We start from the raw sequence: 26,097 nt of genomic DNA, 5'->3' as shown, positions 1-26,097 counted from the left end.
AAAATACCAACATGATGATTTAAAGAGCCTGCTTACGCTGCGGGGTTTGCCCACCGAAATCATTGATTGCTGTCCAGGTCACCGCGCCCTTTGCTGAATTCGGTAACGCGAAACGCTGCTCGCTGAACGGAGCCACCATCATTGAAATGGCGCCTGGCGTGGTTTTGGTCTCTTTCACCGGAACACTTTTCCCACCAACGGCCAGCTCGCCAAACGAGACGTAAAACGGGGTCGGGTTGTTTGCAATTAGCGTGTCGCCCTGACGCTTGAATGTGATTTTTGCGTAGGCTTCCAGGGCATCGCTTTCCTTCAGCTGAGCCGGACGCCAGAAAAGCTTCAGCCGCGTTTTCATTGCAAATTGCAGCGTGTTTTTCTCTTTCAGCTCCGGCGAGAGTGCCGATACGGATTTAACGTTTGCCAGAAACAGAGATTCCCGGTCTACGGGCAGGCTTTTTTTATCGCCGGTAAAAATAACGTGCAAAAGGGTTTGACGATTTTCCTGCAATTTGTAAACAGGGGGAGTAATAATAAACGGCGCTTTCGCATCATTGGGGTAAGTGACCCAGCTTTGCACCAGATAACGTGTATGCGGATCTTTATTTTTAAGTGCTATCTGAACTTCTGATTTATTCGATGGATAAATAATTCGCGTACCACCGAGAACAACACTTGCCTGTACTGAACAGCAGGAAATAATTAAACAACCACATAACAATTTAAATAAAGTCTTCATACAATGTTCCAAAAAGGCAGCCGTTCAGGCTGCCCGTCATTGCTTAGCGATAGACAACCTCGAATGTTGCAGAGGAGGAGTAATGGCCCGCGGTTGGCGCGGTATCCCCCACCTGAATCACTTTCGCGGTGTAGTTAAAGACAGAAGCCGTTGCCCCGGTCGCGTCGTTGTTCACATCGGTACCCGCATCCGGTACTGAACCGTCGAAAACAACATCGCCTTTAGCGCCGTTCTCATTGCTGACGATGATGCCAACGTTGGTCGCATTGCCTGCGCCAGTCAGATCGTTCTTCAAACGCTTGTTAGCGGCGTCTGTTGTCGTGCCGCTAAACTTGAGGTTCAGTTTAGCGACCAGCGGATCACATTTTTTCACTTCAATCTTAAAGGCTTTTGAGGTGCCAACCGTACCGTCACCGCCAAAATCCGAAGGATAGGTATCTGCGAAAGTGACGGTGGAAGCGTTAGTCCCTGTGCCATCAACGTTAATTTCACAGGTATCGGCAACAATTTTTCCGGCGAAGTTCACCGTACCGGAATCGTTTGACGCAAATACAGGCAGAGACAGCGCGGCCATAACGCTTCCGGCTAAAAATGTAGAGACAATTTTTTTGTTCATGAAAAATATCCTTATATTTGACAATTGTGGCATCCATTCGCACTACAAATATTTTGAGTCGAAATGTTATCCAGCATGTTACACATGACTGACTAAATAGGAATATCCTTTGAGCCAGTGAATTTCTTATGGCGATTACATCAGATTATTCTTCATTGTGTCCAGAGAGGATAAAGTTATGCAACATGTAGAAGATTTCAAATGCATGTTTTAGATGAAAAAAACGAGAACTTAAAAATTCTAAATTAGATATTTAATTTTTTTAAAAATTGCAGAATGTAAAAAACAAAAAAGCCGCTTTATATTAAAGCGGCTTTTTATTCAGGGAATTAATTAATTCCCACCAAACATATCCTTGATCCAGCCGGCCACGCCATCACTGTCTTTCTTCTCGTTCTGCTGCTGGGCCGGTTGTTGCTGCGGCTGCTGCGGCTGAGAAGATTGATCGAACGGGTTGCCCGTTGGCTGTTCAGGCTGGCTCTGCTGGCACAGTGAGTCCGGGTTGGTCGTCCAGACCGGCAGGGTACGCATCCCGCCGCCGCAGATAAAGTTCCCGGAACCATCCACGCCCATATCGACGATATCTTCCGGCGCGACCAGGTTCAGCGGCACAGGTGACTGGTTCGCCAGGTAGCGCTGGTAAATCGACATCGCCCCGCTCGCCCCGTAAAGTTTGGTCGGCTGGTTGTTGTCACGGCCTACCCAGGTGATCACCACTTCACGGCCATCAATACCGGCAAACCAGGTATCGACGTTGTTGTTGGTGGTCCCGGTTTTACCCGCCAGATGCAGACCAGGATACTTCGCCCCCAGCTGACGACCGGTACCGCGCTGCACAACCTGCTGCATCGTCCACAGCGTCATGTAGGCCGCCTGCGCAGGAACGGCACGTTCAGCCTGCGGGAAGCTCTGATACAGCACGGAGCCATCTTCGGCAATCACCGAACGCAGGGCAGAGAGCGGTGCGCGGTTACCCCCGCTGGCAATGGTCTGGAACGCCTGCGCCACTTCGATCGGCGTCAGGTTAAGCGCCCCCAGAATCATCGCCGGAACAGGGTGCAGCTGATCTTTCGGTACGCCCAGCTTCTGCCAGGTATCGACAATGGCCGGCAGGCCCAGCGCCATACCGAGGTTAACCGTAGGTACGTTCATGGAGCGGGTTAACGCATCCACCAGCATCACCTGGCCGCTGAACTGTTTATCATCGTTCTGCGGTGACCAGACCTGGCCGTTAGGCTGACGCAGGGAGATTGGCGCATCGGCGATCCAGGTGTTCAGGCGATACAAATTCGGCTGGCTCAGCGCGGTGAGATAGGTCGCCGGTTTAGCCAGAGAGCCAATCGAACGACGCGCCTGCATGGCACGGTTGTAGCCCGCATACTGCGGCTCTGCGCCGCCCACCATCGCGCGCACTTCGCCGGTGTTACGGTCAACCACCACCATCGCGGTTTCCAGATCGGAGAGCTTGCGCTGTTTCTTCAGCGCCGGAATGCCTTCCACCGCCGCTTTTTCTGCCGCGTCCTGGGCTACCGAGTCAAAGGTTGTGAAGATCTTCACGCCGGAGAGATCTTTGACCTTATCACCGAGCTTGCTTTGCAGCTCCTGGCGCACCATTTGCATGAAAGCAGGCTGCGGAGAGATCACCCCACCGCGCGGCTGCACGCCCAGCGGACGTGCGCTAAGCATGTCGTATAATTCCTGGTCAATCACCTGCTGCTGTTGCAGCAGACGCAGTACCAGGTTACGACGCTCCAGCGCCAGTTTCGGGTTGCGCCACGGGTTATAAATGGACGCCCCTTTCACCATGCCCACCAGCAGCGCCTGCTGGTCAAGGCTGAGCTCTTCCACCGGACGGCCAAAGTAGTACAGGCTCGCCAGCGGGAAGCCGCGGATCTCGTTATCGCCGCTCTGGCCGAGGTACACCTCGTTCATGTACAGCTCAAGGATACGATCCTTGCTGTAGCGCGCATCCATCAGCACGGCCATGTACGCTTCGTTGGCTTTACGCCAGTAAGAACGCTCGCTGGAGAGGAACAGGTTCTTCACCAGCTGCTGGGTAAGCGTACTCGCCCCCTGCACGGTACGACCCGCAGTCAGGTTCGCCAGCACCGCACGGCCGATGGAGTAGAGACTGATACCGTCGTGCTCGTAGAAATGGCGGTCTTCGGTTGCCAGCAGAGTATCCACCAGCAGATCCGGGAAGCCGTTACGCGCCACGAACAGGCGCTGTTCGCCATTGGCGGACGAGAGCATGGTGATCAGACGCGGATCAAGACGGAAGAAACCGAACTGGCGGTTATTGTCCATGTTCTCAATAGTTTCCAGCCGATCGCCGTCAAAAGTCAGACGCGCGCGCACCTGCCCCTCTTTGCTGTCCGGGAAGTCGAACGGGCGGCGGATCATCTCAATGCTCTTCGCCTGGACGGTAAATTCGCCCGGGCGGGTCATTTTCGTGACCTGACGATACTGCGTAGCTTGCAGCAGTTTCACCATCTCGTTCTTGCTGATGGACATGTCCGGCTCAAGGTTCACCATGCGACCATACACTGCCGCCGGCAATTGCCAGACTTTCCCGTCGATACGGCTGCGGATCTTCTGATCCAGATAAACGCCGTAAATCGCGATCAGCACAACAAAAACAATGAACAGCTTCAGCAGCAGCCAGAACCAGCCGCGCTTCCCACGAGGCTTACGCCCTTTGCCTTTTCCTTTACGCGGCATGGGTTCTTCATCCTCATAATCGTCTTCATAGTCATCGTCATACTCCTCATCTCTGAGGCGACGACGGCTTACCTTTTCTTTCGCCGGACGCGCGGGTTTTCCCTTACGTCCTATTGGCTCGCGGTCATTCCCCGCCATGCTTTTTCTCCGCAACTTTCAGGCGCAAAGGCCAGATTTTCTTTTCTTTCACAGGCCTGTGAAAGAAGAAATCTCTCAAAATTGGTTTTCTCCCTCTCTCCGTGGGAGAGGGCCGGGGTGAGGGCATCAGGCCGCACTTTCCCCACTACGAATATTTCTTCGTCCGCCGCGTCGGCGCCGTATTCGCCGGATCGTCCGGCCATATGTGTTTGGGGTAGCGCCCTTTCATCTCTTTCTGCACTTCACGGTAGCTCCCCGCCCAGAACGCTCCCAGATCGCGGGTGATCTGCAACGGACGATGCGCAGGCGAGAGCAGCTCAAGCACCAACGGCACCCGCCCTTCCGCAATAGACGGCGTGGTTGCCTCACCAAACATCTCCTGCATCCGAACCGCCAGCGCCGGAGGATTATCCTCATGATAACGAATGGCAATCCGGCTCCCGGTGGGCACAGTGTAATGCCCAGGAAGCTCACTATCCAGACGTTGACGTAATGACCAGTCCAGTAAATTCTGTAACGCGGTCTTAACATCAAGCGCCTTAAGGGCGCGCAGAGAGTGCACGCCGCTCATTTGCGGCAGCAGCCACTGCTCAAGCGTCGCGAGCAGCGTCTCATCATCCACCGCGGGCCAGCCGTATTCCGGTAGCCACTTCGCGGCGCAGTGCAGACGAATGCGATACTGTTCAGCTTCCGGCGTCCAGTTCAGGACGTTAAGGCCCTTTTCCCGAATGCCGTTCAGCATTGCCTGGTGTAACTCTTCTTCCGACGGCTTCGCCAGCGGTTTCGTCCCGAGGATCAGTTTGCCAATCTGACTACGCCGAAACGCCTTTAGCGTCCCCTGAGCGTCATCCCATTCCACGATGTCCGATTGCTGGAGCAACTGCGGGCAGATACGCGTCAGGGCATCTATGTCTACGGCAATCGCCTGTAAAATACGGGCATCAGGAGACTGGCTGCCCTGAAGCAGGAGCGGCGCGAGCAGCCATTCATGTCGCGTCAGGGCATCATCGCTGTCCAGCATCGCCCCCATGCCGTTTGCCAGCTGGTAGCGTCCATCCAGCCCGCGGCGGCGCGCAATCCTGTCCGGGAAGGCCAGCGCCAGAAGGGAGGCAATCTTATCGCCGTCAGGTGAACCGCCCCGGCAGTTCAGGCGTTTGCACAGCTGCTGCGCCCGCTGCTGCCAGTTTCCCTGATTGCGCGAAAACGCCTGCCCCAGATCGCTGCTGCCTCCGCGCGGCGGCTCCTCAAGAATAGCCACCAGTTTCGCCGCTGTGGCAATTTCATCTTCGCCCTGAGCGGCCACCAGCATCGCCGCCAGACGCGGATCGTTGCCCAGCGCCGCCATTTTCTGACCGCGCGCCGTCAGACGTTCCCCTTCCAGCGCGCCAAGCTGGGTGAGCAGGCTGCGCGCGGCGGCGAGATTCACGACAGGCGGTGGATTAAGCCAGGTGAGCTGTTCAGGATCCGGGCAGCCCCACAGCAGGAGATCCATCACCAGCCCGGAGAGATCGCTTTGTAAAATCTCCGGCGTGCTTTGCTGTGCCGCGCGTTCAGCCTGCTCCGCGCTGGTCAAATGCAGGCAAATACCCGGCTCAAGACGCCCCGCACGGCCCGCGCGCTGCACCATTGACGCCTGACTGATGCGTTGTGTCAGCAGTTTAGTCAGCCCGGTGCGCGGATCAAAGCTCGCCACCCTCTCCTGCGCGCTATCCACCACCAGGCGAATGCCTTCGATGGTCAAACTGGTTTCGGCAATGTTGGTTGCCAGCACGACTTTACGCTGCCCCGCCGGGGCGGGAAGGATGGCTTTACGCTGCTCGGTCAACGACAGGGCGCCATAGAGCGGGCAAAGCAGTACGTCACTGCCCACCCTGGAGGCCAGCCGCTCCTGCACGCGCTGAATCTCGCCCACGCCAGGTAAAAATAGCAGCAGCGAGCCGGGCGCCTGGCGAAGCAGGTCTGCAGTGGCAATAGCTACCGCTTCGTCAAAGCGCTGATGGGCAGGAAGCGGCTGATAGCGACGCTCAACAGGAAATGCCCGTCCTTCTGAGCTGATGACCGGCGCATCGGGTATTGCCTGTCGTAGCCGCTCGTTATCCAGCGTCGCCGACATAATCAGCAGCCGCAGATCGTCGCGCAGCCCCTGCTGAACATCGAGCAACAGCGCGAGGGCCAGATCGGCCTGCAGGCTGCGCTCGTGGAATTCATCCAGGATCACCAGCCCGACGCCGTTCAACTCCGGGTCGTTTTGCAGCATGCGGGTAAGAATGCCCTCGGTGACCACCTCAAGCTGCGTGGACGGGCCGACGCAGGTTTCGGCGCGCATCCGGTAGCCTACCGTTTCACCCGGTTTTTCATTCAGCAGTTCCGCCAGGCGCTGCGCCACGTTGCGCGCGGCCAGCCTGCGCGGCTCCAGCAGGATAATTTTCCCGGCAATCTTCCCCTCTTTAAGGATCTGCAGCGGCAGCCAGGTAGATTTACCCGCCCCCGTAGGCGCGTTAAGCAAAACCTGCGGGGCATGTTGTAAGGCAGCGAGAAGCTCAGGAAGAACGACGGCGACCGGCAATGAGGACACTAACAGCTCCAGAGGGTTAACATTAGTCGGCGTACATTGTAGCATCGGCGCATATCATTACCGAGTCCCCCGTATGTCTGATTCGAAACGGCTGTTTTTTGCCATTGAATTGCCCACCCCCCTTCAGCGGCAAATCGTTCGCTGGCGCGCGGAACATTTTCCACCGGAAGCGGGCCGACCCGTTGCGGCGGCAAACCTGCACCTGACGCTGGCCTTTTTGGGTGACGTGAGCGCCGAAAAACAGCGGGCATTAGCCGCCATGGCCGGGCGTATTGTCCAGCCGGCGTTTACGCTGCACCTTGACGATGCGGGTCAGTGGCTGCGTTCGCGCGTGGTCTGGCTGGGTACGCGCCAGCCGCCGCGCGGGTTGTTACAGCTCGCCAATATGTTGCGCGCGCAGGCAGCGCGCAGTGGCTGTTACCAGAGCCCGCAGCCGTTTCATCCGCACGTCACGCTCCTGCGCGATGCCGGGCAGGCCGTTGCCATTCCGCCGCCGGGTTTTCACTGGGCTTTTCCGGTTAATGAATTCGCGCTTTATGAATCCGTCTTTGCACGGGGACGCACCCGCTACAGGCCGCTACAGCGCTGGACGTTGGGCGACACCACAAGGAATTCCGATGAAGTTTAGTCCTGCACTCCAGTCCGCCACGCTGATCCAACGCTACAAACGCTTCCTCGCCGACGTAGTGACGCCGGAAGGCGAAGAGCTCACCCTGCACTGCCCCAACACCGGCGCCATGACCGGTTGCGCCGCGCCGGGTGACACGGTCTGGTATTCCACTTCAGAAAATACTAAACGCAAATATCCCCATACCTGGGAAATAACCGAAACGCAAAACGGGGCGTTTATTTGTGTTAATACTCTGCGTGCAAATCAGCTGGTTAAGGAAGCGCTGACGAATGGCGCCATTCCCGAACTGGTGGGTTACGGTACGCATAAAACAGAAGTGAAATACGGCGATGAAGGCAGCAGAATTGACTTCATGTTACAGGCGGAAGGCCGTCCTGAGTGCTATATTGAAGTAAAATCAGTGACGTTAGCGGAACAGGAAAATGGCTTCTTTCCGGATGCGGTAACGCTACGCGGGCAGAAGCATCTGCGAGAGCTAATGAGTGTTGCGGCGGCGGGCAAACGCGCCGTATTGCTGTTTGCGGTGTTGCATACAGCGATTGAACGGTTTTCCCCTGCCCGCCATATCGATCCTAAATACGCACAACTGTTGAATGAGGCACAAAAGCAGGGGGTAGAGGTTTTAGCTTATAAAGCGGAACTTTCTGCCGATAATATGACTCTGAGATCGTCTCTTCCCATTGTCTTATAAGGGATTAGACGATTGATGAATAAGTGTTCTGGCCGCGTGCGCAAATACGCTTTTCCTCACAGGCTTGTCAAGTGTTACGTTTAGATAATTGCCATACGGAAAAGCATCTGCTATTTATAGCGACCTGATTTTTCCCCCAACACGGGGATCGATAGTGCGTGTTAAGGAGAAGCAACATGCAAGAAGGGCAAAACCGTAAAACATCGTCCCTGAGTATTCTCGCCATCGCTGGGGTGGAGCCGTATCAAGAGAAGCCGGGCGAAGAGTATATGAACGAAGCCCAGCTGTCGCACTTCAAGCGTATTCTTGAAGCATGGCGTAATCAACTCAGGGATGAAGTGGATCGCACCGTTTCGCATATGCAGGATGAAGCTGCTAACTTCCCGGATCCGGTAGACCGTGCCGCTCAGGAAGAAGAGTTCAGCCTCGAACTGCGTAACCGTGACCGCGAACGCAAGCTGATCAAAAAGATCGAGAAAACGCTGAAAAAAGTCGAAGACGAAGATTTTGGCTACTGCGAATCCTGCGGTGTTGAAATCGGTATTCGTCGCCTGGAAGCGCGTCCAACCGCCGATCTGTGCATCGACTGTAAAACGCTGGCCGAAATCCGCGAAAAACAGATGGCCGGCTAACGCCAGCGCTGTTTATACACTTCAAAGGCGGGAGTCTCTCCCGCCTTGTTACTGTTGATATGTCTGAATCACACTATATTGGGCGCTTTGCGCCATCTCCTTCCGGTGAATTACACTTCGGCTCATTAATTGCCGCGCTTGGCAGCTACCTGCAGGCTCGCGCCAGTCAGGGTAAATGGCTCGTCCGCATCGAAGATATTGACCCTCCGCGTGAAGTTCCCGGTGCTGCAGACACCATTCTGCGTCAGCTGGAACATTACGGTCTTCACTGGGACGGCGACGTTCTGTGGCAGTCACAACGTCATGAGGCTTATCGGGAACGTCTGGCCTGGCTCAGCGCTCAGGGACTCTCCTATAACTGCACCTGCACCCGCGCGCGTATCCAGAGCGTGGGAGGTGTGTATGACGGCCACTGCCGCACGCTGAATCTTCCCCCGGAAAATGCCGCCGTACGCTTGCTACAGCGCGCGCCCGTCACTCGCTTCCGCGATCGGCTCTCCGGTGAGATTAGGGCGGATGAACGTCTGGCATGTGAAGATTTTATTATTCACCGTCGTGATGGTCTGTTTGCGTATAACCTGGCGGTGGTCGTCGACGATAATTTCCAGGGCGTGACGGAAATTGTGCGCGGGGCGGACCTGGTCGAACCGACCGTACGGCAAATCTCGCTTTATCATCAGTTTGGCTGGACGGCGCCGGATTACATTCATCTGCCGCTGGCGGTCAATGCGCAGGGCGTTAAGCTCTCCAAGCAAAACCACGCCCCGGCCCTGCCAGACGGCGATCCGCGTCCTGTTTTGATCGACGCGCTGCGATTTCTCAACCAGAATGTAACCAACGAATGGCAGGATCTGCGCATTGACGAATTGCTGAAAATAGCCATTGCCAACTGGACGCTCGCGGCAGTGCCAAAAATCCAGCATTCTCAAATGCGTTGCGCTGAGCTATGATTAGCCGCTTTTTTCATAACAAAACACACTACGAGGTGTACCATTTTTACCCGAGTCGCTAATTTTTGCCGTAAAGTGCTAAGCCGCGAAGAGAGCATGGCGAACGACGCTATTGCACAGCCACACATGTCGGTTATTCCGCGTGAGCAGCACAATATTTCCCGCAAAGATATCAGTGAAAATGCCCTCAAGGTACTCTATCGTCTGAATAAAGCGGGCTACGAGGCCTATCTCGTTGGCGGTGGGGTGCGTGATTTACTGCTGGGCAAAAAACCGAAAGATTTCGACGTGACGACCAGCGCCACGCCCGAGCAGGTGCGTAAATTATTCCGCAACTGCCGTCTCGTTGGCCGCCGTTTCCGTCTGGCTCACGTGATGTTTGGGCCGGAAATCATCGAAGTGGCGACCTTCCGCGGCCACCACGAAGCGGGTGCATCCGACCGCACCACGTCACAGCGCGGCCAGAACGGTATGCTGCTGCGCGACAATATCTTCGGCTCTATCGAAGAAGATGCCCAGCGTCGCGACTTCACCATCAACAGCCTTTATTACAGCGTGGCGGATTTCACCGTGCGTGATTACGTCGGCGGCATGCAGGACCTGAAAGAGGGTCTGATCCGCCTGATCGGCACGCCGGAAACGCGCTATCGTGAAGATCCGGTGCGCATGCTGCGCGCCGTGCGTTTTGCCGCCAAGCTGAACATGCGCATCAGCCCGGAAACCGCAGAGCCGATCCCGCGTCTGGCGACGCTGATTAACGACGTGCCGCCTGCCCGCCTGTTTGAAGAGGCGCTGAAGCTGCTGCAGGCCGGCTACGGGTTCGAAACCTACAATCTGCTGCGCGAATACAACCTGTTCCAGCCTCTGTTCCCGACCATTACCCGTTACTTCACCGAAAACGGTGACAGCCCAATGGAGCGGATGATTGCGCAGGTGCTGAAAAATACTGACACCCGCATCCATAACGATATGCGCGTGAACCCGGCATTCCTGTTTGCGGCAATGTTCTGGTACCCGCTGCTGGAAACGGCTCAAAGAATCACCCAGGAGAGCGGCCTCGCCTATTACGATGCCTTCGCGCTGGCCGCGAACGATGTATTGGACGAAGGGTGCCGCACGCTGGCTATCCCAAAACGTATTACTACGTTGGTGCGCGACATCTGGCAGCTTCAGCTGCGCATGTCCCGCCGTCAGGGCAAACGTGCCTGGAAGCTGATGGAGCATCCAAAGTTCCGCGCCGCCTTCGACCTGCTGTCGCTGCGTGCGGAAACTGAACGCAATCAGGAGCTGCAGCGCCTGGCGCAGTGGTGGGCCGAATTCCAGGTTTCCGCCCCGCCGGAGCAGAAAGATATGCTGACCGGGCTGGATGAAGAACCTGCCCCGCGTCGCCGTCATCGTCGTCCGCGCAAACGCGCACCGCGGCGTGAAGGAACAGCATGACCCTCGCGTATATCGCCATCGGCAGCAATTTAGCCTCTCCGCTGGAGCAGGTGAATGCTGCCGTACAGGCGCTGGGTGAGATCCCGCAAAGCCGTATCGTGGCGGTCTCCTCCTTTTACCGCACGCCGCCGCTAGGCCCGCAGGATCAGCCTGATTATCTGAACGCCGCCGTGGTGCTGGAAACATCCCTCGATGCCGAAACGCTGCTGGACAACACTCAGCGCATCGAACTGCAGCAGGGGCGCGTACGCAAAGCCGAACGCTGGGGGCCGCGCACGCTTGATCTCGATATTATGCTGTTCGGCCATGAGGTGATTAACACTGAACGCCTCACCGTACCGCATTACGACATGAAAAATCGTGGTTTTATGCTCTGGCCGCTCTTTGAAGTGGCGCCCGATCTCACCTTCCCGGAAGGCATCCCGCTCAAGGCCGTTCTGGACAACCTGAACGCGGAAAGACCCGCTCGCTGGTGATCCTCTTCCCTCACCGGTTGACCACAAAATAATTGTGGTTAATCGGTTGCCTAAAATCATTGTTCCCTCGAATGTTACTGTTAGAATGCGCAAAGATTCGCTTTTGGGCTATCAGGAAACAGTATGAAACCAACCACCATCTCCTTACTGCAGAAATGCAAACAGGAAAAAAAACGCTTCGCCACCATCACCGCGTATGACTACAGCTTCGCCAAACTGTTTGCCGAAGAGGGGATCAACGTCATGCTGGTCGGAGATTCGTTAGGGATGACGGTACAAGGACATGATTCCACCCTGCCGGTCACGGTCGAAGATATTGCATATCACACCCGTGCGGTACGCCGCGGTGCGCCAGGCAGCCTTCTGCTTTCCGACCTGCCGTTTATGGCCTATGCCACGCCAGAGCAGGCATTTGAAAACGCGGCGGCAGTGATGCGCGCTGGTGCTAACATGGTCAAAATTGAAGGCGGCGCCTGGCTGGTGGAGACGGTGAAAATGCTCACCGAACGCGCCGTGCCGGTGTGTGGTCATTTGGGCCTGACCCCGCAGTCCGTCAACATCTTTGGCGGGTATAAGGTGCAGGGCCGCGGCGACGCAGCGCAGACGCTGTTTGAGGATGCCCTGGCGCTGGAAGCCGCTGGCGCACAACTGCTGGTGCTGGAGTGCGTGCCGGTTGAGCTGGCGAAACGCATCACCGACGCACTCTCCATTCCGGTGATTGGTATTGGTGCAGGCAACGTGACCGACGGTCAGATTCTGGTGATGCACGACGCCTTTGGTATTACTGGTGGGCATATCCCGAAATTTGCCAAAAATTTCCTCACTGAAGCGGGCGACATGCGCGCTGCGGTCAGGCAGTATATTGCCGACGTTGAATCCGGTGTTTACCCGGGTGAAGAACACAGTTTCCATTAAGGAGTCTCGTTGTGCTAATCATTGAAACCCTGCCGCTGCTTCGCCAGCATATCCGCCGCGCGCGTCAGGAAGGTAAACGTATCGCACTGGTCCCGACCATGGGCAACCTGCATGACGGCCACATGAAGCTCGTCGACGAAGCCCGTGCGCGAGCAGATATCGTGGTGGTCAGTATCTTCGTGAACCCCATGCAGTTTGACCGCGCCGACGATCTGGCACGCTATCCGCGCACCCTGCAGGAAGATTGCGAGAAGCTCAAAAAACGCCACGCGGATATCGTCTTCTCACCTGCACCGGCGGACGTTTACCCGCAGGGTACCGAAGAGGCGACCTACGTTGACGTCCCGGGCATTTCCACCATGCTGGAAGGAGCAAGCCGTCCGGGCCACTTCCGCGGCGTCTCCACCATCGTCAGCAAGCTGTTCAACCTGGTGCAGCCGGACGTTGCCTGCTTCGGTGAGAAAGATTTCCAGCAGCTGGCGCTGATCCGCAAGATGGTTGCTGACATGGGTTACGATATTGAGATCGTCGGCGTACCGATTGTGCGTGCGAAAGACGGTCTGGCACTCAGCTCGCGGAATGGTTACCTGACCGCCGAACAGCGTAAAATCGCGCCGGGCCTGAGCAAGGTTATGAACACCATGGCAGAGCAGATGCTGGCAAAAGAGTTAACAGCAGAAGAGATTATTGCCCTTGCCGAGCAGGCGCTTAACGATAAGGGCCTTCGTGCTGACGACGTACAAATTCGTGATGCTGATACGCTGCTGGAATTAACTCAGAACAGCAAGCGCGCAGTCATCCTGGTGGCGGCATGGCTCGGCCAGGCACGCCTGATTGACAATAAAGTGGTTGAGCTGGCGTAGTTCTTCGCCCTTGATAATTAAAGGTAAACGTAATGATTCGCAAAATGCTGCAAGGTAAGCTTCACCGTGTGAAAGTCACGCAGGCCGACCTGCACTATGAAGGCTCCTGCGCCATTGACCAGGATTTTCTCGACGCGGCGGGTATCCTTGAAAACGAAGCGATTGATATCTGGAACGTGAACAACGGTAAACGCTTCTCTACTTATGCGATTGCCGCCGAGCGCGGTTCTAAAATCATCTCCGTTAACGGCGCTGCGGCGCACTGTGCGGACGTGGGCGACATTGTGATCATCGCCAGCTTCGTGATGATGTCTGACGAAGAAGCCCGCCGCTGGCAGCCTAAAGTGGCCTACTTCGAAGGCGACAATGAAATGAAGCGCACCGCAAAGGCGATTCCGGTTCAGGTTGCCTGATTCCAACAAGGAGCGGAACCCTCTGGATCCGCTCCTTAACAGGAAAAAACACATCATAGTGAATTATGTAAATAGCATCTCTTTACTCATTTCTCTTATTTTCATCTCTCTTTTCGCGTCTCCTTTCTTAAATAAACATTCCCCTCAGTTATATACGAAGGGAAAATAATCAATGCCATTAATAATCCAAGCCTGCCAATAGCATATCAACGCAATAAAAAATAACCCCCAGTGTTTTTTTTGAGATCATTTTCAAGATCTTTTTCAATGACTTATCAATCTTTAATTTTTTCTAATTATAATTTTTAGTAATTCTAAATACCCAACGTATACAGAGATCCCTATCATCATTTTGCTTGTATTAAATCATTACAATGTTTTTTAAATGGAATTTCAATTATGTTAAAAAAAACGTTATTAGCTTCAGCTGTAGCTTTGTTTGCAGTAGGTTCTTTTTCAGCACTCGCAGATACGGATCTTGGTTTAATCACCTTTGATGGTGCGGTAACAGACACAACATGTAATATTTCCACCTCTAATGGTGAATCACAAAACAATATTACCATTACCTTACCCGTCGTTAAAAAATCTGAAGTTGAATCCACAACTATTGATACTGGCGTCGGTTCCAAAAACTTTGAACTGCTGCTCACCAATTGCCCTGAGACATTAAAGAATGCCTCTGCAAGCTTCATGTCAAAAAATATGGGCGCTATTGCGAACGGTACTATTGAACCCGATGCTAACGTACAAGGCTCTGCAACCAACGTTGCACTTGCCCTGTTTAACAATGCCCCAACCGTTTCATCTCGTATTATGGTAGGCCAGCCTGACAATAATACGCAGAAAACAGACCTGAAAGCCGGCTCCGGTAAACTGTTCTACCGCGTTGCTTATGTCCCTGGCTCCAACTGGGTGAAAGATACTAGCCCTGTGCAGTCAGGTAAAGTTAGCGCCAACGCTTACTTCACCATGAGCTACGAATAATTTTATTCGTCTGTTAATGTGCCCAGCAGGGCACATTTTTTCGTATTATTTGAGAGTAGACATGTACTTACTGAATATTAAGAGCGGATTAAAAGCCCTGCTGCTGGCCTCGGTGAGCGTTTTTGCTCTTAACGCCAGTGCAGATATTGTGATTTCCGGCACCCGTGTCATTTATCCAGAATCAGCAAAAGACGTAACGGTGTCTATGGATAACCGTGGCACCAGACCTTTACTGGTACAAACCTGGCTCGATGACGGAAGAGATACCACTAATCCTCAAGAGCTGAAACTTCCCTTTATTGTCACGCCTCCTGTATCGCGTGTAGAACCGCAAAAAGGGCAAACGGTCAGAATCACCTGGCTTGGTCAGTCATTGCCAAAAGATAAAGAATCCCTGTTCTGGTTTAACGTTCTGGAAGTTCCGCCAAAGGCAAAGGAAAGCGATACGCAAAGCATGCTTCAGCTGGCATTCCGTACCCGCATAAAACTCTTTTTCCGGCCTACAGGTTTGAAAGGAGAACCGACAGATGCGGCTAAAAATCTTAAATGGACTGAAACCCGGCAAGGTCAAAATATCGTTTTAAGTGCGAAGAATGATTCACCTTATTATGTATCACTGGCGGGGGCAACGCTTATTGCTGGTGCTAAAAGCTACGATATTGAAACGCATTATATTGAGCCATTCTCAAGCCAGACTATGAACGTAAAAAATCATAACACCTTGGGGTATAACAAAATCACCTGGCAAGCCATCAATGATTTCGGTGGAATTGATAAGTATGAATCCATACAGAATTGATTATTTATCCGCCTCGTATCATTCGGAATAACTATAATTAGCTTAACTCTGGGACAGAGTACATCATGCGGTTTAAACGTTCACTACTATGTTTATCGATAAGTGCGGTATTGCCGTTTTGTGCATTTGCTGCTGAAAATAATAAAGAAGAAGACGTGCAGTTTAACGATCAGTTTCTTTATAACACCGGTACATCAATTGATGTCAGCCGTTTTTCAAAAGGCAACCCTGTTCTTGCCGGGACGTATAAGGTGAAGGTGGTTATTAACGGAAAACCTTCCATTACCACGGATCTTGTGTTTAAGGAGAATGGTACACCGCGCGCTACGCCCTGCATCACGCGTAAACTGCTCACCCAGACAAATGTAGCAACCGAGCAACTTAAACCAGCCGGAGATGATTCCGAAGATACGTGCATCTCTGTGTCAGACGCCTATCCCGGCTCACGTGTGGCTTACGATCCTTCCACGCAGGAGTTGGACCTTTCTATTCCTCAGGCTTTCGTCATTCAGCGCCCGGCGGGATTTGTCGATCCTTCACTTTGGGAAGACGGGATCCCGGCGGCGATGCTCTCCTGGGATCTTAACGGCTGGCACGCGGACACGTCTGATTACAGCACCGATACGGCCTACGCAGGGTTACGCTATGGAGCAAACCTGGGCCCGTGGCGGCTCCGGGCACGAGGTAATCTGAACTGGGATCGGGATTCCGGTACCCATTACGCCAGCCAGGACATTTATCTCCAGCGTGATATCACGCCGCTGAAAGCACAGTTTATCGCGGGAGATTCCTACACCCGTGGAGATGCTTTCGATTCCATTAGTCTGCGCGGGGCGCGTTTATATAACGATGATCGTATGCTTCCTAATGGCATATCGACTTATGCGCCGGTGATTCGGGGTGTGGCAAACAGCAACGCCAAAGTCACGATCGCCCAGAGCGGAAACACGATTTACGAAACCTCCGTCCCGCCGGGGCCCTTTGAAATCTCAGATCTCAGTACGACGGGTTATGGCAGCGATCTTATCGTCACTGTAGAAGAAGCGGATGGCAGCAAACGTTCCTTCTCGGTCGCGTATTCCTCGGTCGCGCAAATGCTGCGCCCAGGCTACTCCCGATGGGATGTCGGCGTGGGTGAACTGCGTGACGATAACCTACGTGACAAGCCAAAGGTAGGTTACGCCACGGGCTATTATGGATTATCCAATACCTTCACAGGTTATGCGGGTCTGGAGTACACCGATAGCGATTTTTACGCCGCATTGGTGGGTTTGGCTATGAACACCCGCATTGGCGCATTCGCCTTTGATGTCACGCATTCAGATGCCCGGATCGACGGCTTACGGCATCTTAAGGGTGAGAGTTATCGTATCTCGTACAGCAAACTCATGGAAGCCACGAATACCTCTTTCAACGTAGCAGCATACCGGTTTTCGACATCTGACTATCTCAGCCTGAGCGATGCAGCTTCCTTGACCAACGAGATCAAATACCGTGACAGGGAGCTTAACCCTGACCGCGATAACAGCGATGTGTACCAGACTTTTCAGCGCATGAAGAACCAGATCCAGGTGAACATCAGCCAGCCGTTGGCCTTTAACGGCCTTGATTTGGGATCGCTGTATGTCAACTCCACCTGGCAGGACTACTGGAATGAAAGCAGCTCATCAGCGCAGTACTCGGTTGGCCACAGTCAATCGTTAAGCTGGGGAAGTTACAGCCTCTCCGTGCAGCGCACCTACAACGAGTTCGGGGAAAAAGATGATAGTGTCTATTTGAGCCTCACAATTCCTTTCGACACGCTGATGGGTAACGGCAAGCGTGCAGGCGGGTTCTCATCCCTCACCACGGGCATCGGCAGCGATCTAAAAGGCGGTGGAAGTTTTAACGCCAGCGCCAACGGCAACACCGAAGATAACCGGTTCAGTTACAGCATAACCGAAAGCACCACGCGTAACGACGATACATTAAATCAGCTAAGCGGTTATGGGAGTTATAACGGCCCGCATGGACCGGTGAGTCTTTCCGTCTCCGCATCCGATGACGATAGCCGACAATATTCCGCCAGCTATAGCGGCGGGATGATTCTGCACTCAGGTGGCATAACACTCGCCCCTGGCAGCATTAGCGAAAGCGATACGCTTGCGCTGATTAAAGCTGAGGGAGCAGAAGGTGCCCGAGTTTCCATCGGTAACGGTGAAATTGGCTCTTCAGGCTATGCCCTTATGCCCTATCTGTCTGCCTACCGTGAAAACAACGTCGGTCTTGATATCAGCGATATGCGCTCTGACGTTGAAGTGAAAAATACCCGTTCCACTACTGTCCCGCGTAGCGGTGCCGTTGTGCTGGTTAATTTTGAGACCGATCAAGGGCGTTCAGTGTTAATGGAACTGACGCGTGACGACGGTGGGTTTATTCCGCTAGGTGCCGATGTTCAAACGGAGCAAGGCGTATCCGTTGGTAGCGTAGGCCAGGCCGGGCAAGCCTGGATTCGCGGAATTGAAGATAAAGGGTTGTTAAAAATCGTCTGGGGAAGTGAGTCCGGCACATCCTGTACTGTCTCCTATCAGATTCCGCCCAATGCGAAAAAGATTGGACCAACAACGCTGCTGACAGGCCAGACCTGCCGCATCACAGTATTATAAAAGGAGTTAGAGCATGCTTTTTAAACCTGGGAAAAAAACAGGATTATGGGTATTAAGTTCGAGTCTGATGGCGCTGTCGCTTGGAACATACGCCGATAATCTCGATATTACCTTTACCGCTAATATCCGTGACACCACCTGCGATATGAAAATTGAAGGTGGCAGCGGTGATGGCTCCAGCAACGTTATTCCCATTGGCACCGACGGCAAGGTGCGCCTGGATTACATCATCCTCAAAAATGCCAAAGCAACAACAAATTTTAAACTCAAAATGGTCTCATGCCCTTCGAGTCTGACAAAGCTGAACACGACCATTAGCGGTAGTGCCAGCCCACTGAATACGGCAATTAAAAATTCACTCTCCGGTGAGGGCAGCGCAGAAAATATTGGCGTGGCGATTTCCCGCACCGCCACTCCGGATGACCCTTTTGTCATCAATTCATCCACTGATACTCAGCGCCTCGTCTGGTCGAGCGGAGAAATAAGTGCTGGCGAAGTTCAACTCCTGGCGACGCTGGTGGAAACTGCAAGCGGGCAAGGCATGACCGGCAACTTTAGCGGTATCGCTACGTTTAATTTCACCTATGAATAACTGGCGCAATACGGAGCGTTAATATGAAAAAGAAAATGACATCACTGGTGTTTGCGATGACTGCCATCCTGCCTTCCGTTTGTTTAAGCGCCATTACGGGTACGACGAGCGTTCAGGCCACCTTTACGTCCACCATTGAAGCCGGAACCTGTAATGCCGAGATTCAGGATGCGAGCGGGGCTCCCATTAGCATTTTGCCGTTTGGCGATGTATTTAAGTCCGATCTGGTGAGCCAGAACCGAACAGGGGCATTCAAAATCGCGTTCACTAACTGTGCCGGGGTCAAAAATGCCTCCGTTCAAGCCACGCCGGGTGCTGGCGGGTCCTGTACTGGCAATGCCAAAAATGGGAACTCATATGCAGCCGGGCATAACGTTGGTTTTGAAATCTGGAAAGGTTCTGTCGACTCAGGTTCCCTGCTGAACTGCGCCACGGCCCCAACTTCTATCGTCAACCTGTCTGACGGGGCGGGAAAATTTGAAATGGATGCGCGCATCGTTATTGCTAAAGATAAAACCATTTCTGACGTGACCACTGGTTCGGTCAGCGCCCCTGTGACTTTTATCGTGACCTATCAATAATGTTTATTAAGACTGGTAGCTTTAACAGGATGTTCCACTCCCGCTTAAACTTTAGAAGTGCGATGTTATGGCTCGCCTGCTGTCTGGGGTTTCCCGCAGCAGGTTTTGCCTCGAGCCTGGAGATGGATATGACGGCAAACATCATCAACAATACGTGTCAGGTAAGTATTCCGAATGATGGCAAAGTTATTTTACCGATCGTTGGCAAAGGTTGGTTTTATAACTCCGACGGCAGCCCACGGCTACAACCCGGTGACGCAGCTGGGGGAACTCGCTTCGAAATACAGCTGAAAAGCTGTGCGGAAAGTGAATCTGGACTGGCAAAAACCCTGCATTTTGAGTTTAAACCTCAAAGTGGGATAGTTATCGGAAGCTCTCAACAGGTGTTCGCCAATGAAATTCCCGCCTCTGGGGGGGGAGCAGAAAACGTCGGCGTTGTGATTTTCTCAGAAAAAGACAATACCAATGTGGTCAATGCGTCAGGAACGTCAGATGTTATTTTTGATGTATCTAACCAAACCGAAAGCCAGTATTTAACAAATTATAATTTCTATGCCCGTTATCAAGACACAGGGATTGTCAGCGCGGGGAAAGTTACCACAAGCGTGCTGGTCAGCGTTATTTACAATTAAAATATACCAAGCATCCGATATAAGGAATTTTTGAATGTGTTATATAGCAGGAGCCGGAAAAAGTCATTTCTTCATAAAAGGTGCAGGCCTTGCTTTGTCAATTCTTGCAATAAGTTTTTCTGCATCGGCCGATTTGTATGAATGCAAATTTAATGGTTACAGTGTTCAGCCTATTTCGGATGTCAAAGGTGCTAAGCCCAAGATCGTTCCCCTGGAGAGCGTCAGCGCGCCAACAAAAATAAGCGGCCTTATTGATTTGCAGGTGAATCCGGGCCTCTACTCCTGGTGCTCAATGGGTAAAGATGGCGAGCGCGTCTATCAGAAAACGGACAGTACACTGGTCGTCGGTGGCGTGGACGGTAAAGCACTCTTTAAAACTAACGTAACGGGGATCGCCTATACGCTGGCCATGTACCCGGCCAACAACGCTTTTAACGCCTTTTTCCCTTCGACTACAGGAAGTTACGTAGAAACGGCCAATCAGGGTGATAATTCAGATCTGGTTAAAGCAGTATGGTGGTATGCCCGTATGGAATTTTATCAATTACCCTCATATGCTGGCGTGCCCGCAAGCGTCACACAGATAGGTCCAGTGGCCGGGAATATTGGCAATATTGTCGTAGGTAACCCCAACACATCAGATGAACAGGACCATCCACGTCCGTTAATCACGATACCCGATATGGCCTTCAATGTTCCTGTTGAAAAACCGACCTGCACTCTTACGGCCCCTAAAAGCGTAGATCTGGGGGAGTATGATGTTTCCGATGTCGAGAACGATAACACGCAAAAAGTCTCTGCTACCGTGTCAGGGAATTGCACCAACACACGCAAAATTACGATGAAGTTGACCACCAGTAAGACAACCGGGACTGATGGCTCTTTACTCGCGAACACCGCATCGTCGAATGCGGCAAAAGGCGTGGGCGTGTTGCTGAAGTGGCCGGACAACAGCCTGGCGGTGCCTAATTCTACTAACAACTATGCGACAAAAGGGAACACTATCATCCCGTCATTTAGCGAGTCTCTCACGGCTCAGTTGGTTAAATCTGGTACAGAAAAAGTCACTTCAGGAACGTTCAGCGCCATCGGCACGTTGCAGATCACCTACGAATAGCTTATCCCTGCGGCTGATTGCTGATCAGCCGCGACATCGTCTCCAGCGAATCCGTTCTTAAGATATAGAGTCGTTTCAGTAAGAACGGATTATCCCCCGGCTTCACCTTCCCCTTCACCGTGGTCACGGCCAGATGGAAACCGGCATCATTCGCCGCCTTGACCGCCTTATTGTCATAGCCGCCAAACGGATACGAAAGGTAGAGCACACGCGGGTTGAACTGTGACAGCGCGCGACGAGAACGCTCAAAATCAAACAGGATCACGTGATAGCTGCGGCTCAGTAAGATCGGGTGTTTATACCCGTCCACGCGGTGCAGGAAGTGCGTGTGCGACTGAATGTCGAACACATCCTGAATGCCTTTGATTTCCTGAACGCTCATAAACTGCAGCGATTTCGGATCCCACTTCTGCGGATGGCCTTTAATACGTGACGAAATGATAAACGCCGTCGCGTTGAAGCCATACTCTTTCAGCACAGGATACGCGTAGCGGCTCACCGACTTCAGGCCGTCGTCAAAGGTAATCACCACCGCCTTCGCGGGCAGGTTCAGCTTGTTGCGCCCGTAGCCTTCCAGCTGATACATCGTCAGCGTGGTGTACCCCTGGTCGCGAAGCCAGGTCATCTGGTTGCTGAACGCGCGCACGCTGGTGGTGGTAGAGGTATGACGAAAACGGGTGTTCTCCTCATCGCGCAGGATATGGTGATAGGTCAGAACCGGAATGCCGTTATCTTCCTGCGCGTCCAGGCTGCTTATCCACGCCAGGCGGTTGCCGATGCGGATCTGATACCAGGTCTGGTTCAGGCGGTCTTTGAGTTTATTCAGAATGGGATAGCGCAGGTTGGCGCTCAGGGTGCCAAAGGGCGCGCTTCCGCTATTGGGCGCGTTATAGACGGGCGTATCTTTCCAGGTGATGAGGTTCTGGTTACTGAGCGGCTTGTTCAGGTCGCCCAGGCTGTCCTCAACGCGTTGCTTGCCCTGCACTTTCTCAAGGTGGTCTTTATCAATAAAGCCGGTACCGAACCCGAAGCGAAATTCGTAATAATCCGCCGCCGCGGGAAAGACCGCGATGATCTGCCCTGCGCGAATATTGCCCACATTAACCACAGAGTTACCTACCTGAGCCCAGATGGCAGCATCCTCAGTGGTTTGCATATATTGAGCAGGAAGCCCTTGCTGACTTATCAGGCTGGCAGACGCCCCGCCGGAAACCAGCAGCAAAAGGAGAAAGAACACGCGCATGAACATAGGATATAAATCGACACGGGAAATCAGTCGCCATTGTAGCAAAAGCGACATCAATACCAATGTTTAATGCTTATACAGATCGTGAAGCAGAACGAAAGGCGGGTTTTTCTGCTGCTGGTGCCACAGGCTGCTCACCTCCGGCTGTCCCTCCGCCACGATAGCGTGCCGAAACTCTGCGCTGCTCAATGAGGCGCGAAGCGGATAGAGGGCTTCGAGTAAAGGCAGGCTGATACCGGAGATCACTTCACAATTATCATGCTTGTGGCTCAGCAAAGCGGCCGCGCGGTAAGGCGCCGCGCCGGATTTATCGGTAAGAAAAATCACCCCATCACCGGTATCCGTTTCATGCAGGGCATCGCACATCATCCGGCTGAGCATGTTGGTGCTCAACCCGCGCCAGTAGTTAACCACCCGGCATTGCGCCAGCGGGCCAAATTTGGCCTCAAGCGTATCCAGCATGTCCTGCGCTCGTTCATCGTGGCAGGTGATCACCCATCCCAGCATAACTCTCTCCTTAGCAGGCAAGTAGTTTAGCGGAGTGAAGGTTTGCTTACGGTGATAACCGTCAAAGAAAGTGCCCGGCAACCAGAGCGTCGCCGGGCAGAGGGTTAACTACGCAGACCGCGCCCGCGCTGGATCAGATACCAGCACAGCAGGTAGAAGGCGATGATGAACACCACCAGCACCGCCACCGTGTTAAACAGCGGAACATCGGTAATGCCGAGGAAGCCAAAGCGGAAGCCGCTGATCATGTAGACGATCGGGTTCAGATGCGACAGCGCCTGCCAGAACGGCGGCAGCAGCGTCAGGGAGTAGAACACCCCGCCGAGATAGGTCAGCGGCGTCAGCACAAAGGTCGGGATCAGACTGATGTCGTCAAACGTTTTAGCGAACACCGCATTCAGCAGACCGGCCAGCGAGAACAGAATTGCCGTCAGCAGCAGAGTCAGCGCCACGAACAGCCACGAGTGCACCTGGAACGGCACGAAGAACAGCGAAATCGCCGTCACCAGGATGCCCACGCACAGCCCGCGCGCCACGCCGCCGCCCACGTAACCGGCTATGATGACGTGCGTTGGCACCGGCGCCACCAGCAACTCTTCAATATTGCGTTGGAACTTAGCGCTGAAGAACGACGAGGCCACGTTTGCGTAGGCGTTGGTGATCACCGCCATCATAATCAGGCCCGGCACGATAAACTGCATATAGGTAAAACCGTGCATCTCACCAATGCGGGAACCAATCAGGTTGCCGAAGATGATGAAATAGAGCGTCATGGTGATGACCGGCGGTACCAGGGTTTGCACCCAGATACGCATAAAGCGGTTAATCTCTTTCGCCCAGATACTTTTCAGCGCGACCCAATAAAGATGCGTCATGCCTTGTCTCCTTGTTTATCCTGCACCAGAGAGACAAACAGCTCTTCCAGTCGGTTCGCTTTGTTACGCATGCTTAAAACCTGAATCCCCTGCGCGCTCAGTTGGGAGAACACGCTGTTGATCCCCTGCTCGCGCAGCACTTCCACTTCCAGCGTTGAGGTATCAACCAGGCGATACTGGTATCCTTCAAGCTTCGGTAGCGGGCTTTTTGCCGCCAGATCGAGAATAAACGTTTCGGATTTCAGCTTGGAGAGCAGATCCTTCATCGAGGTGTTCTCCACCAGCTCGCCGTGCTGAATTATGCCGATGTTTCGGCATAGCATCTCTGCTTCTTCAAGGTAGTGGGTGGTCAAAATGATGGTGGTGCCTTTGTCATTAAGATCCTTTAGGAAACCCCACATAGAACGACGCAGTTCGATATCCACGCCTGCGGTGGGTTCATCAAGGATCAGCAGCTTCGGCTCGTGCATCAGCGCACGGGCAATCATCAGGCGGCGCTTCATCCCGCCGGACAACATCCGCGCACGTTCGTTACGCTTTTCCCACAAATCGAGCTGTTTCAGGTACTTTTCGCTACGCTCAAGCGCCTCTTTACGCTCAACGCCGTAATAACCCGCCTGGTTAACGACAATCTGCTGCACCGTCTCAAACGGGTTGAAGTTGAACTCCTGCGGTACCAGCCCCAGCTGGCGCTTGGCGTTTACCACATCTTTTTGCAGGTCGTAACCAAAGACGCTCACCCGTCCGGACGTTTTATTCACCAGCGAGCTGATGATCCCGATGGTGGTGGATTTCCCCGCCCCGTTCGGCCCCAGAAGCGCGTAAAAATCCCCGGCCTCTACTTTTAGATCTATCCCGCGTAGCGCCTGAACGCCACCCGGATAGGTTTTTTTAAGCTGCTCAAGCTCCAGTGCAATTGCCATGAATTTAACTTACCTTCAGTTCTTACACACGTTGTGTGGTTTCATTAAAAGTCGGGTTACCCTATAGTAGCGCAACGCAATTACTCGGTTACAGGTCGCTAACCTCCATGAACGACATAGATACACTCATTAGCAACAATGCACTATGGTCAAAAATGCTGGTGGAGGAAGACCCCGGATTTTTTGGAAAACTCGCACAAGCCCAGAACCCGCGCTTTCTCTGGATTGGCTGTTCAGACAGCCGCGTACCTGCCGAGCGTCTGACCGGCCTTGAGCCCGGCGAACTGTTTGTTCACCGCAACGTCGCCAACCTGGTGATTCATACCGATCTCAACTGCCTTTCCGTGGTTCAGTATGCCGTTGACGTCCTGGAAGTCGAGCACATCATTATTTGCGGCCACTACGGCTGCGGCGGCGTGCAGGCGGCGGTTGAAAACCCGGAACTGGGTTTAATTGATAACTGGCTGCTGCACATCCGCGATATCTGGTTCAAACATAGTTCACTGCTCGGCGAAATGCCGCAGGAGCGACGCATGGACACGCTGTGCGAGCTGAACGTGATGGAGCAGGTATATAACCTTGGGCATTCGACCATCATGCAGTCGGCGTGGAAACGCGGGCAGAAGGTATCAATCCACGGCTGGGCGTACGGTATTCACGATGGCCTGCTGCGCAATCTGGAAGTCACCGCCACCAACCGCGAAACGCTGGAGCAGCGTTACCGTTCGGGGATTGCCAACCTCAAGCTTAAGCATGTGAACCATAAATAAAGCCGGGGGTTTTCGCCCTCTCCCCGTGGGAGAGGGTCGGAGTGAGGGCATCAGCCCGCAATTACTCGTCCAGCAATACCACTTTCCCAACATACGGCAGATGACGATAACGCTGCGCGTAATCAATGCCGTAACCCACCACGAACTCGTCCGGGATGGAGAAACCGACAAACTCCACCGGCACCTGCACTTCACGACGCTCCGGTTTATCCAGCAGCGTACAAATCGCCAGCGATTTTGGCTCGCGCAGGCTCAGGATCTCGCGCACCTTTGAAAGGGTGTTGCCGGAGTCGATAATGTCCTCAACGATCAACACATCTTTGCCACGAATATCTTCATCCAGATCTTTCAGGATTTTCACATCACGGGTTGTGGACATGCCGCTGCCGTAGCTGGAAGCGGTCATAAAATCGACCTCGTGCGGTACCTGCACTTCACGGCACAGGTCTGCCATGAACATGAAAGAACCGCGCAGCAGACCAACCAGCACCATTTCGCTGCCGCTGTCCTTGTAATGCTCGGTGATTTGACGACCCAGTTCGGCGATACGCGCTTTGATCTCGGCTTCCGGGATCATCACTTCAACAGTATGTTTCATATTACTAACCAAATGATTTTGATGAAAATCT

At 53.5% G+C, this 26,097-nt stretch carries 26 protein-coding genes; 17 read left to right on the top strand and 9 right to left on the bottom strand.

Features of this window, described 5'->3' with window-relative positions; translation table 11 throughout:
• Positions 1-19: 19 nt before the first annotated feature.
• The 4 genes from IM295_RS10595 to hrpB form a co-directional block, all read right to left on the bottom strand.
• Positions 20-733: a molecular chaperone gene (locus tag IM295_RS10595; protein ID WP_193066659.1), complete on the bottom strand. Its 714-nt coding sequence runs from the start codon at positions 731-733 to the stop codon at positions 20-22.
• 43 nt (positions 734-776) lie between these two features.
• Positions 777-1,349, bottom strand: a complete 573-nt coding sequence (locus IM295_RS10590) for a fimbrial protein (protein ID WP_193066658.1) — start codon at positions 1,347-1,349, stop codon at positions 777-779.
• Between the two features lie 333 nt (positions 1,350-1,682).
• Entirely contained in the window at positions 1,683-4,208 is a 2,526-nt protein-coding gene (gene mrcB / locus IM295_RS10585) for a bifunctional glycosyl transferase/transpeptidase (protein WP_045631651.1), read from the bottom strand.
• 145 nt (positions 4,209-4,353) lie between these two features.
• Complete coding sequence (gene hrpB / locus IM295_RS10580; RefSeq protein ID WP_193066657.1) at positions 4,354-6,783, bottom strand: ATP-dependent helicase HrpB; 2,430 nt, start codon at positions 6,781-6,783, stop codon at positions 4,354-4,356.
• 73 nt (positions 6,784-6,856) lie between these two features.
• On the opposite strand from hrpB, the gene thpR reads away from it, so the two are divergent.
• The 16 genes from thpR to IM295_RS10500 all read left to right on the top strand — a co-directional run bounded on the left by thpR (position 6,857) and on the right by IM295_RS10500 (position 21,147).
• Entirely contained in the window at positions 6,857-7,411 is a 555-nt protein-coding gene (gene thpR, locus IM295_RS10575) for an RNA 2',3'-cyclic phosphodiesterase (RefSeq protein ID WP_059357885.1), read from the top strand.
• Positions 7,401-8,105, top strand: a complete 705-nt coding sequence (sfsA, locus tag IM295_RS10570; protein WP_041911210.1) for a DNA/RNA nuclease SfsA — start codon at positions 7,401-7,403, stop codon at positions 8,103-8,105. The genes thpR and sfsA overlap by 11 nt, the downstream gene beginning before the upstream one ends.
• A gap of 176 nt (positions 8,106-8,281) precedes the next feature.
• Positions 8,282-8,737, top strand: a complete 456-nt coding sequence (gene dksA, locus IM295_RS10565) for an RNA polymerase-binding protein DksA (protein ID WP_013095632.1) — start codon at positions 8,282-8,284, stop codon at positions 8,735-8,737.
• 59 nt (positions 8,738-8,796) lie between these two features.
• Positions 8,797-9,687, top strand: a complete 891-nt coding sequence (gluQRS, locus tag IM295_RS10560) for a tRNA glutamyl-Q(34) synthetase GluQRS (RefSeq protein WP_193066656.1) — start codon at positions 8,797-8,799, stop codon at positions 9,685-9,687.
• A 42-nt stretch (positions 9,688-9,729) separates the two neighbouring features.
• Entirely contained in the window at positions 9,730-11,127 is a 1,398-nt protein-coding gene (pcnB, locus tag IM295_RS10555; protein ID WP_028015552.1) for a polynucleotide adenylyltransferase PcnB, read from the top strand.
• Positions 11,124-11,603 (top strand): 2-amino-4-hydroxy-6-hydroxymethyldihydropteridine diphosphokinase, encoded by a 480-nt coding sequence (folK, locus tag IM295_RS10550; RefSeq protein WP_047367349.1) that lies wholly within the window; start codon positions 11,124-11,126, stop codon positions 11,601-11,603. Before pcnB ends, folK begins: the two co-directional genes overlap by 4 nt.
• 123 nt (positions 11,604-11,726) lie before the next feature.
• On the top strand, positions 11,727-12,518 hold the full coding sequence (panB, locus tag IM295_RS10545; RefSeq protein ID WP_028015550.1) for a 3-methyl-2-oxobutanoate hydroxymethyltransferase: 792 nt from the start codon (positions 11,727-11,729) through the stop codon (positions 12,516-12,518).
• A gap of 11 nt (positions 12,519-12,529) precedes the next feature.
• Entirely contained in the window at positions 12,530-13,381 is an 852-nt protein-coding gene (panC, locus tag IM295_RS10540; RefSeq protein ID WP_008501942.1) for a pantoate--beta-alanine ligase, read from the top strand.
• 32 nt (positions 13,382-13,413) lie between these two features.
• Positions 13,414-13,794, top strand: a complete 381-nt coding sequence (gene panD, locus IM295_RS10535) for an aspartate 1-decarboxylase (RefSeq protein ID WP_003856284.1) — start codon at positions 13,414-13,416, stop codon at positions 13,792-13,794.
• A 399-nt stretch (positions 13,795-14,193) separates the two neighbouring features.
• The gene (locus tag IM295_RS10530; protein WP_193066655.1) at positions 14,194-14,781 is read left to right on the top strand and encodes a fimbrial protein; all 588 of its coding nucleotides are present in this window, start codon (positions 14,194-14,196) and stop codon (positions 14,779-14,781) included.
• Between the two features lie 61 nt (positions 14,782-14,842).
• Positions 14,843-15,580 (top strand): fimbrial chaperone, encoded by a 738-nt coding sequence (locus tag IM295_RS10525; protein ID WP_047367347.1) that lies wholly within the window; start codon positions 14,843-14,845, stop codon positions 15,578-15,580.
• A gap of 65 nt (positions 15,581-15,645) precedes the next feature.
• Entirely contained in the window at positions 15,646-18,225 is a 2,580-nt protein-coding gene (locus IM295_RS10520) for an outer membrane usher protein (protein WP_193066654.1), read from the top strand.
• Between the two features lie 13 nt (positions 18,226-18,238).
• Positions 18,239-18,817, top strand: coding sequence for a fimbrial protein (locus tag IM295_RS10515; protein WP_028015546.1), 579 nt, complete (start codon positions 18,239-18,241; stop codon positions 18,815-18,817).
• A 23-nt stretch (positions 18,818-18,840) separates the two neighbouring features.
• Complete coding sequence (locus IM295_RS10510) at positions 18,841-19,398, top strand: fimbrial protein (RefSeq protein ID WP_028015545.1); 558 nt, start codon at positions 18,841-18,843, stop codon at positions 19,396-19,398.
• A complete protein-coding gene (locus tag IM295_RS10505) occupies positions 19,398-20,030 on the top strand; it encodes a fimbrial-like protein (protein WP_367117729.1) in 633 nt (210 codons plus the stop codon). Before IM295_RS10510 ends, IM295_RS10505 begins: the two co-directional genes overlap by 1 nt.
• Before the next feature lie 34 nt (positions 20,031-20,064).
• Positions 20,065-21,147, top strand: coding sequence for a fimbrial protein StkG (locus tag IM295_RS10500; protein ID WP_193066652.1), 1,083 nt, complete (start codon positions 20,065-20,067; stop codon positions 21,145-21,147).
• A 1-nt stretch (position 21,148) separates the two neighbouring features.
• Here the strand turns inward: IM295_RS10500 and IM295_RS10495 are convergent, their stop codons facing one another.
• The 4 genes from IM295_RS10495 to IM295_RS10480 form a co-directional block, all read right to left on the bottom strand.
• Entirely contained in the window at positions 21,149-22,396 is a 1,248-nt protein-coding gene (locus IM295_RS10495) for a polysaccharide deacetylase family protein (protein WP_193066675.1), read from the bottom strand.
• Between the two features lie 63 nt (positions 22,397-22,459).
• The gene (locus tag IM295_RS10490) at positions 22,460-22,900 is read right to left on the bottom strand and encodes a PTS sugar transporter subunit IIA (protein ID WP_028015541.1); all 441 of its coding nucleotides are present in this window, start codon (positions 22,898-22,900) and stop codon (positions 22,460-22,462) included.
• A gap of 104 nt (positions 22,901-23,004) precedes the next feature.
• On the bottom strand, positions 23,005-23,775 hold the full coding sequence (locus IM295_RS10485; protein WP_193066651.1) for an ABC transporter permease: 771 nt from the start codon (positions 23,773-23,775) through the stop codon (positions 23,005-23,007).
• On the bottom strand, positions 23,772-24,698 hold the full coding sequence (locus tag IM295_RS10480) for an ABC transporter ATP-binding protein (protein ID WP_028015540.1): 927 nt from the start codon (positions 24,696-24,698) through the stop codon (positions 23,772-23,774). Before IM295_RS10480 ends, IM295_RS10485 begins: the two co-directional genes overlap by 4 nt.
• A gap of 107 nt (positions 24,699-24,805) precedes the next feature.
• On the opposite strand from IM295_RS10480, the gene can reads away from it, so the two are divergent.
• Complete coding sequence (gene can, locus IM295_RS10475) at positions 24,806-25,468, top strand: carbonate dehydratase (protein ID WP_014882586.1); 663 nt, start codon at positions 24,806-24,808, stop codon at positions 25,466-25,468.
• 61 nt (positions 25,469-25,529) lie between these two features.
• Here the strand turns inward: can and hpt are convergent, their stop codons facing one another.
• Entirely contained in the window at positions 25,530-26,066 is a 537-nt protein-coding gene (gene hpt / locus IM295_RS10470) for a hypoxanthine phosphoribosyltransferase (protein ID WP_032644976.1), read from the bottom strand.
• Positions 26,067-26,097: the final 31 nt, after the last annotated feature.

It is taken from the genome of Enterobacter cloacae complex sp. P14RS (assembly GCF_014895895.1).
Classification (GTDB): Bacteria; Pseudomonadota; Gammaproteobacteria; order Enterobacterales; family Enterobacteriaceae; genus Enterobacter; species Enterobacter bugandensis.
The sequence above is the reverse complement of the archived record's forward strand: the minus strand, read 5'-3'. Positions and strand labels throughout refer to the sequence as shown.

Coding starts and splice junctions, on each gene's coding strand:
- IM295_RS10500 (WP_193066652.1), top strand. CDS start 20,065: ATGTGTTATATAGCAGGAGCCGGAAAAAGTCATTTCTTCATAAAAGGT.
- sfsA (WP_041911210.1), top strand. CDS start 7,401: ATGAAGTTTAGTCCTGCACTCCAGTCCGCCACGCTGATCCAACGCTAC.
- gluQRS (WP_193066656.1), top strand. CDS start 8,797: ATGTCTGAATCACACTATATTGGGCGCTTTGCGCCATCTCCTTCCGGT.
- IM295_RS10490 (WP_028015541.1), bottom strand. CDS start 22,900: ATGCTGGGATGGGTGATCACCTGCCACGATGAACGAGCGCAGGACATG.
- IM295_RS10595 (WP_193066659.1), bottom strand. CDS start 733: ATGAAGACTTTATTTAAATTGTTATGTGGTTGTTTAATTATTTCCTGC.
- panD (WP_003856284.1), top strand. CDS start 13,414: ATGATTCGCAAAATGCTGCAAGGTAAGCTTCACCGTGTGAAAGTCACG.
- IM295_RS10485 (WP_193066651.1), bottom strand. CDS start 23,775: ATGACGCATCTTTATTGGGTCGCGCTGAAAAGTATCTGGGCGAAAGAG.
- panB (WP_028015550.1), top strand. CDS start 11,727: ATGAAACCAACCACCATCTCCTTACTGCAGAAATGCAAACAGGAAAAA.
- IM295_RS10515 (WP_028015546.1), top strand. CDS start 18,239: ATGCTTTTTAAACCTGGGAAAAAAACAGGATTATGGGTATTAAGTTCG.
- IM295_RS10480 (WP_028015540.1), bottom strand. CDS start 24,698: ATGGCAATTGCACTGGAGCTTGAGCAGCTTAAAAAAACCTATCCGGGT.
- thpR (WP_059357885.1), top strand. CDS start 6,857: ATGTCTGATTCGAAACGGCTGTTTTTTGCCATTGAATTGCCCACCCCC.
- IM295_RS10495 (WP_193066675.1), bottom strand. CDS start 22,396: ATGTTCATGCGCGTGTTCTTTCTCCTTTTGCTGCTGGTTTCCGGCGGG.
- IM295_RS10510 (WP_028015545.1), top strand. CDS start 18,841: ATGAAAAAGAAAATGACATCACTGGTGTTTGCGATGACTGCCATCCTG.
- dksA (WP_013095632.1), top strand. CDS start 8,282: ATGCAAGAAGGGCAAAACCGTAAAACATCGTCCCTGAGTATTCTCGCC.
- IM295_RS10530 (WP_193066655.1), top strand. CDS start 14,194: ATGTTAAAAAAAACGTTATTAGCTTCAGCTGTAGCTTTGTTTGCAGTA.
- mrcB (WP_045631651.1), bottom strand. CDS start 4,208: ATGGCGGGGAATGACCGCGAGCCAATAGGACGTAAGGGAAAACCCGCG.
- hpt (WP_032644976.1), bottom strand. CDS start 26,066: ATGAAACATACTGTTGAAGTGATGATCCCGGAAGCCGAGATCAAAGCG.
- IM295_RS10590 (WP_193066658.1), bottom strand. CDS start 1,349: ATGAACAAAAAAATTGTCTCTACATTTTTAGCCGGAAGCGTTATGGCC.
- can (WP_014882586.1), top strand. CDS start 24,806: ATGAACGACATAGATACACTCATTAGCAACAATGCACTATGGTCAAAA.
- IM295_RS10505 (WP_367117729.1), top strand. CDS start 19,398: ATGTTTATTAAGACTGGTAGCTTTAACAGGATGTTCCACTCCCGCTTA.
- folK (WP_047367349.1), top strand. CDS start 11,124: ATGACCCTCGCGTATATCGCCATCGGCAGCAATTTAGCCTCTCCGCTG.
- IM295_RS10520 (WP_193066654.1), top strand. CDS start 15,646: ATGCGGTTTAAACGTTCACTACTATGTTTATCGATAAGTGCGGTATTG.
- IM295_RS10525 (WP_047367347.1), top strand. CDS start 14,843: ATGTACTTACTGAATATTAAGAGCGGATTAAAAGCCCTGCTGCTGGCC.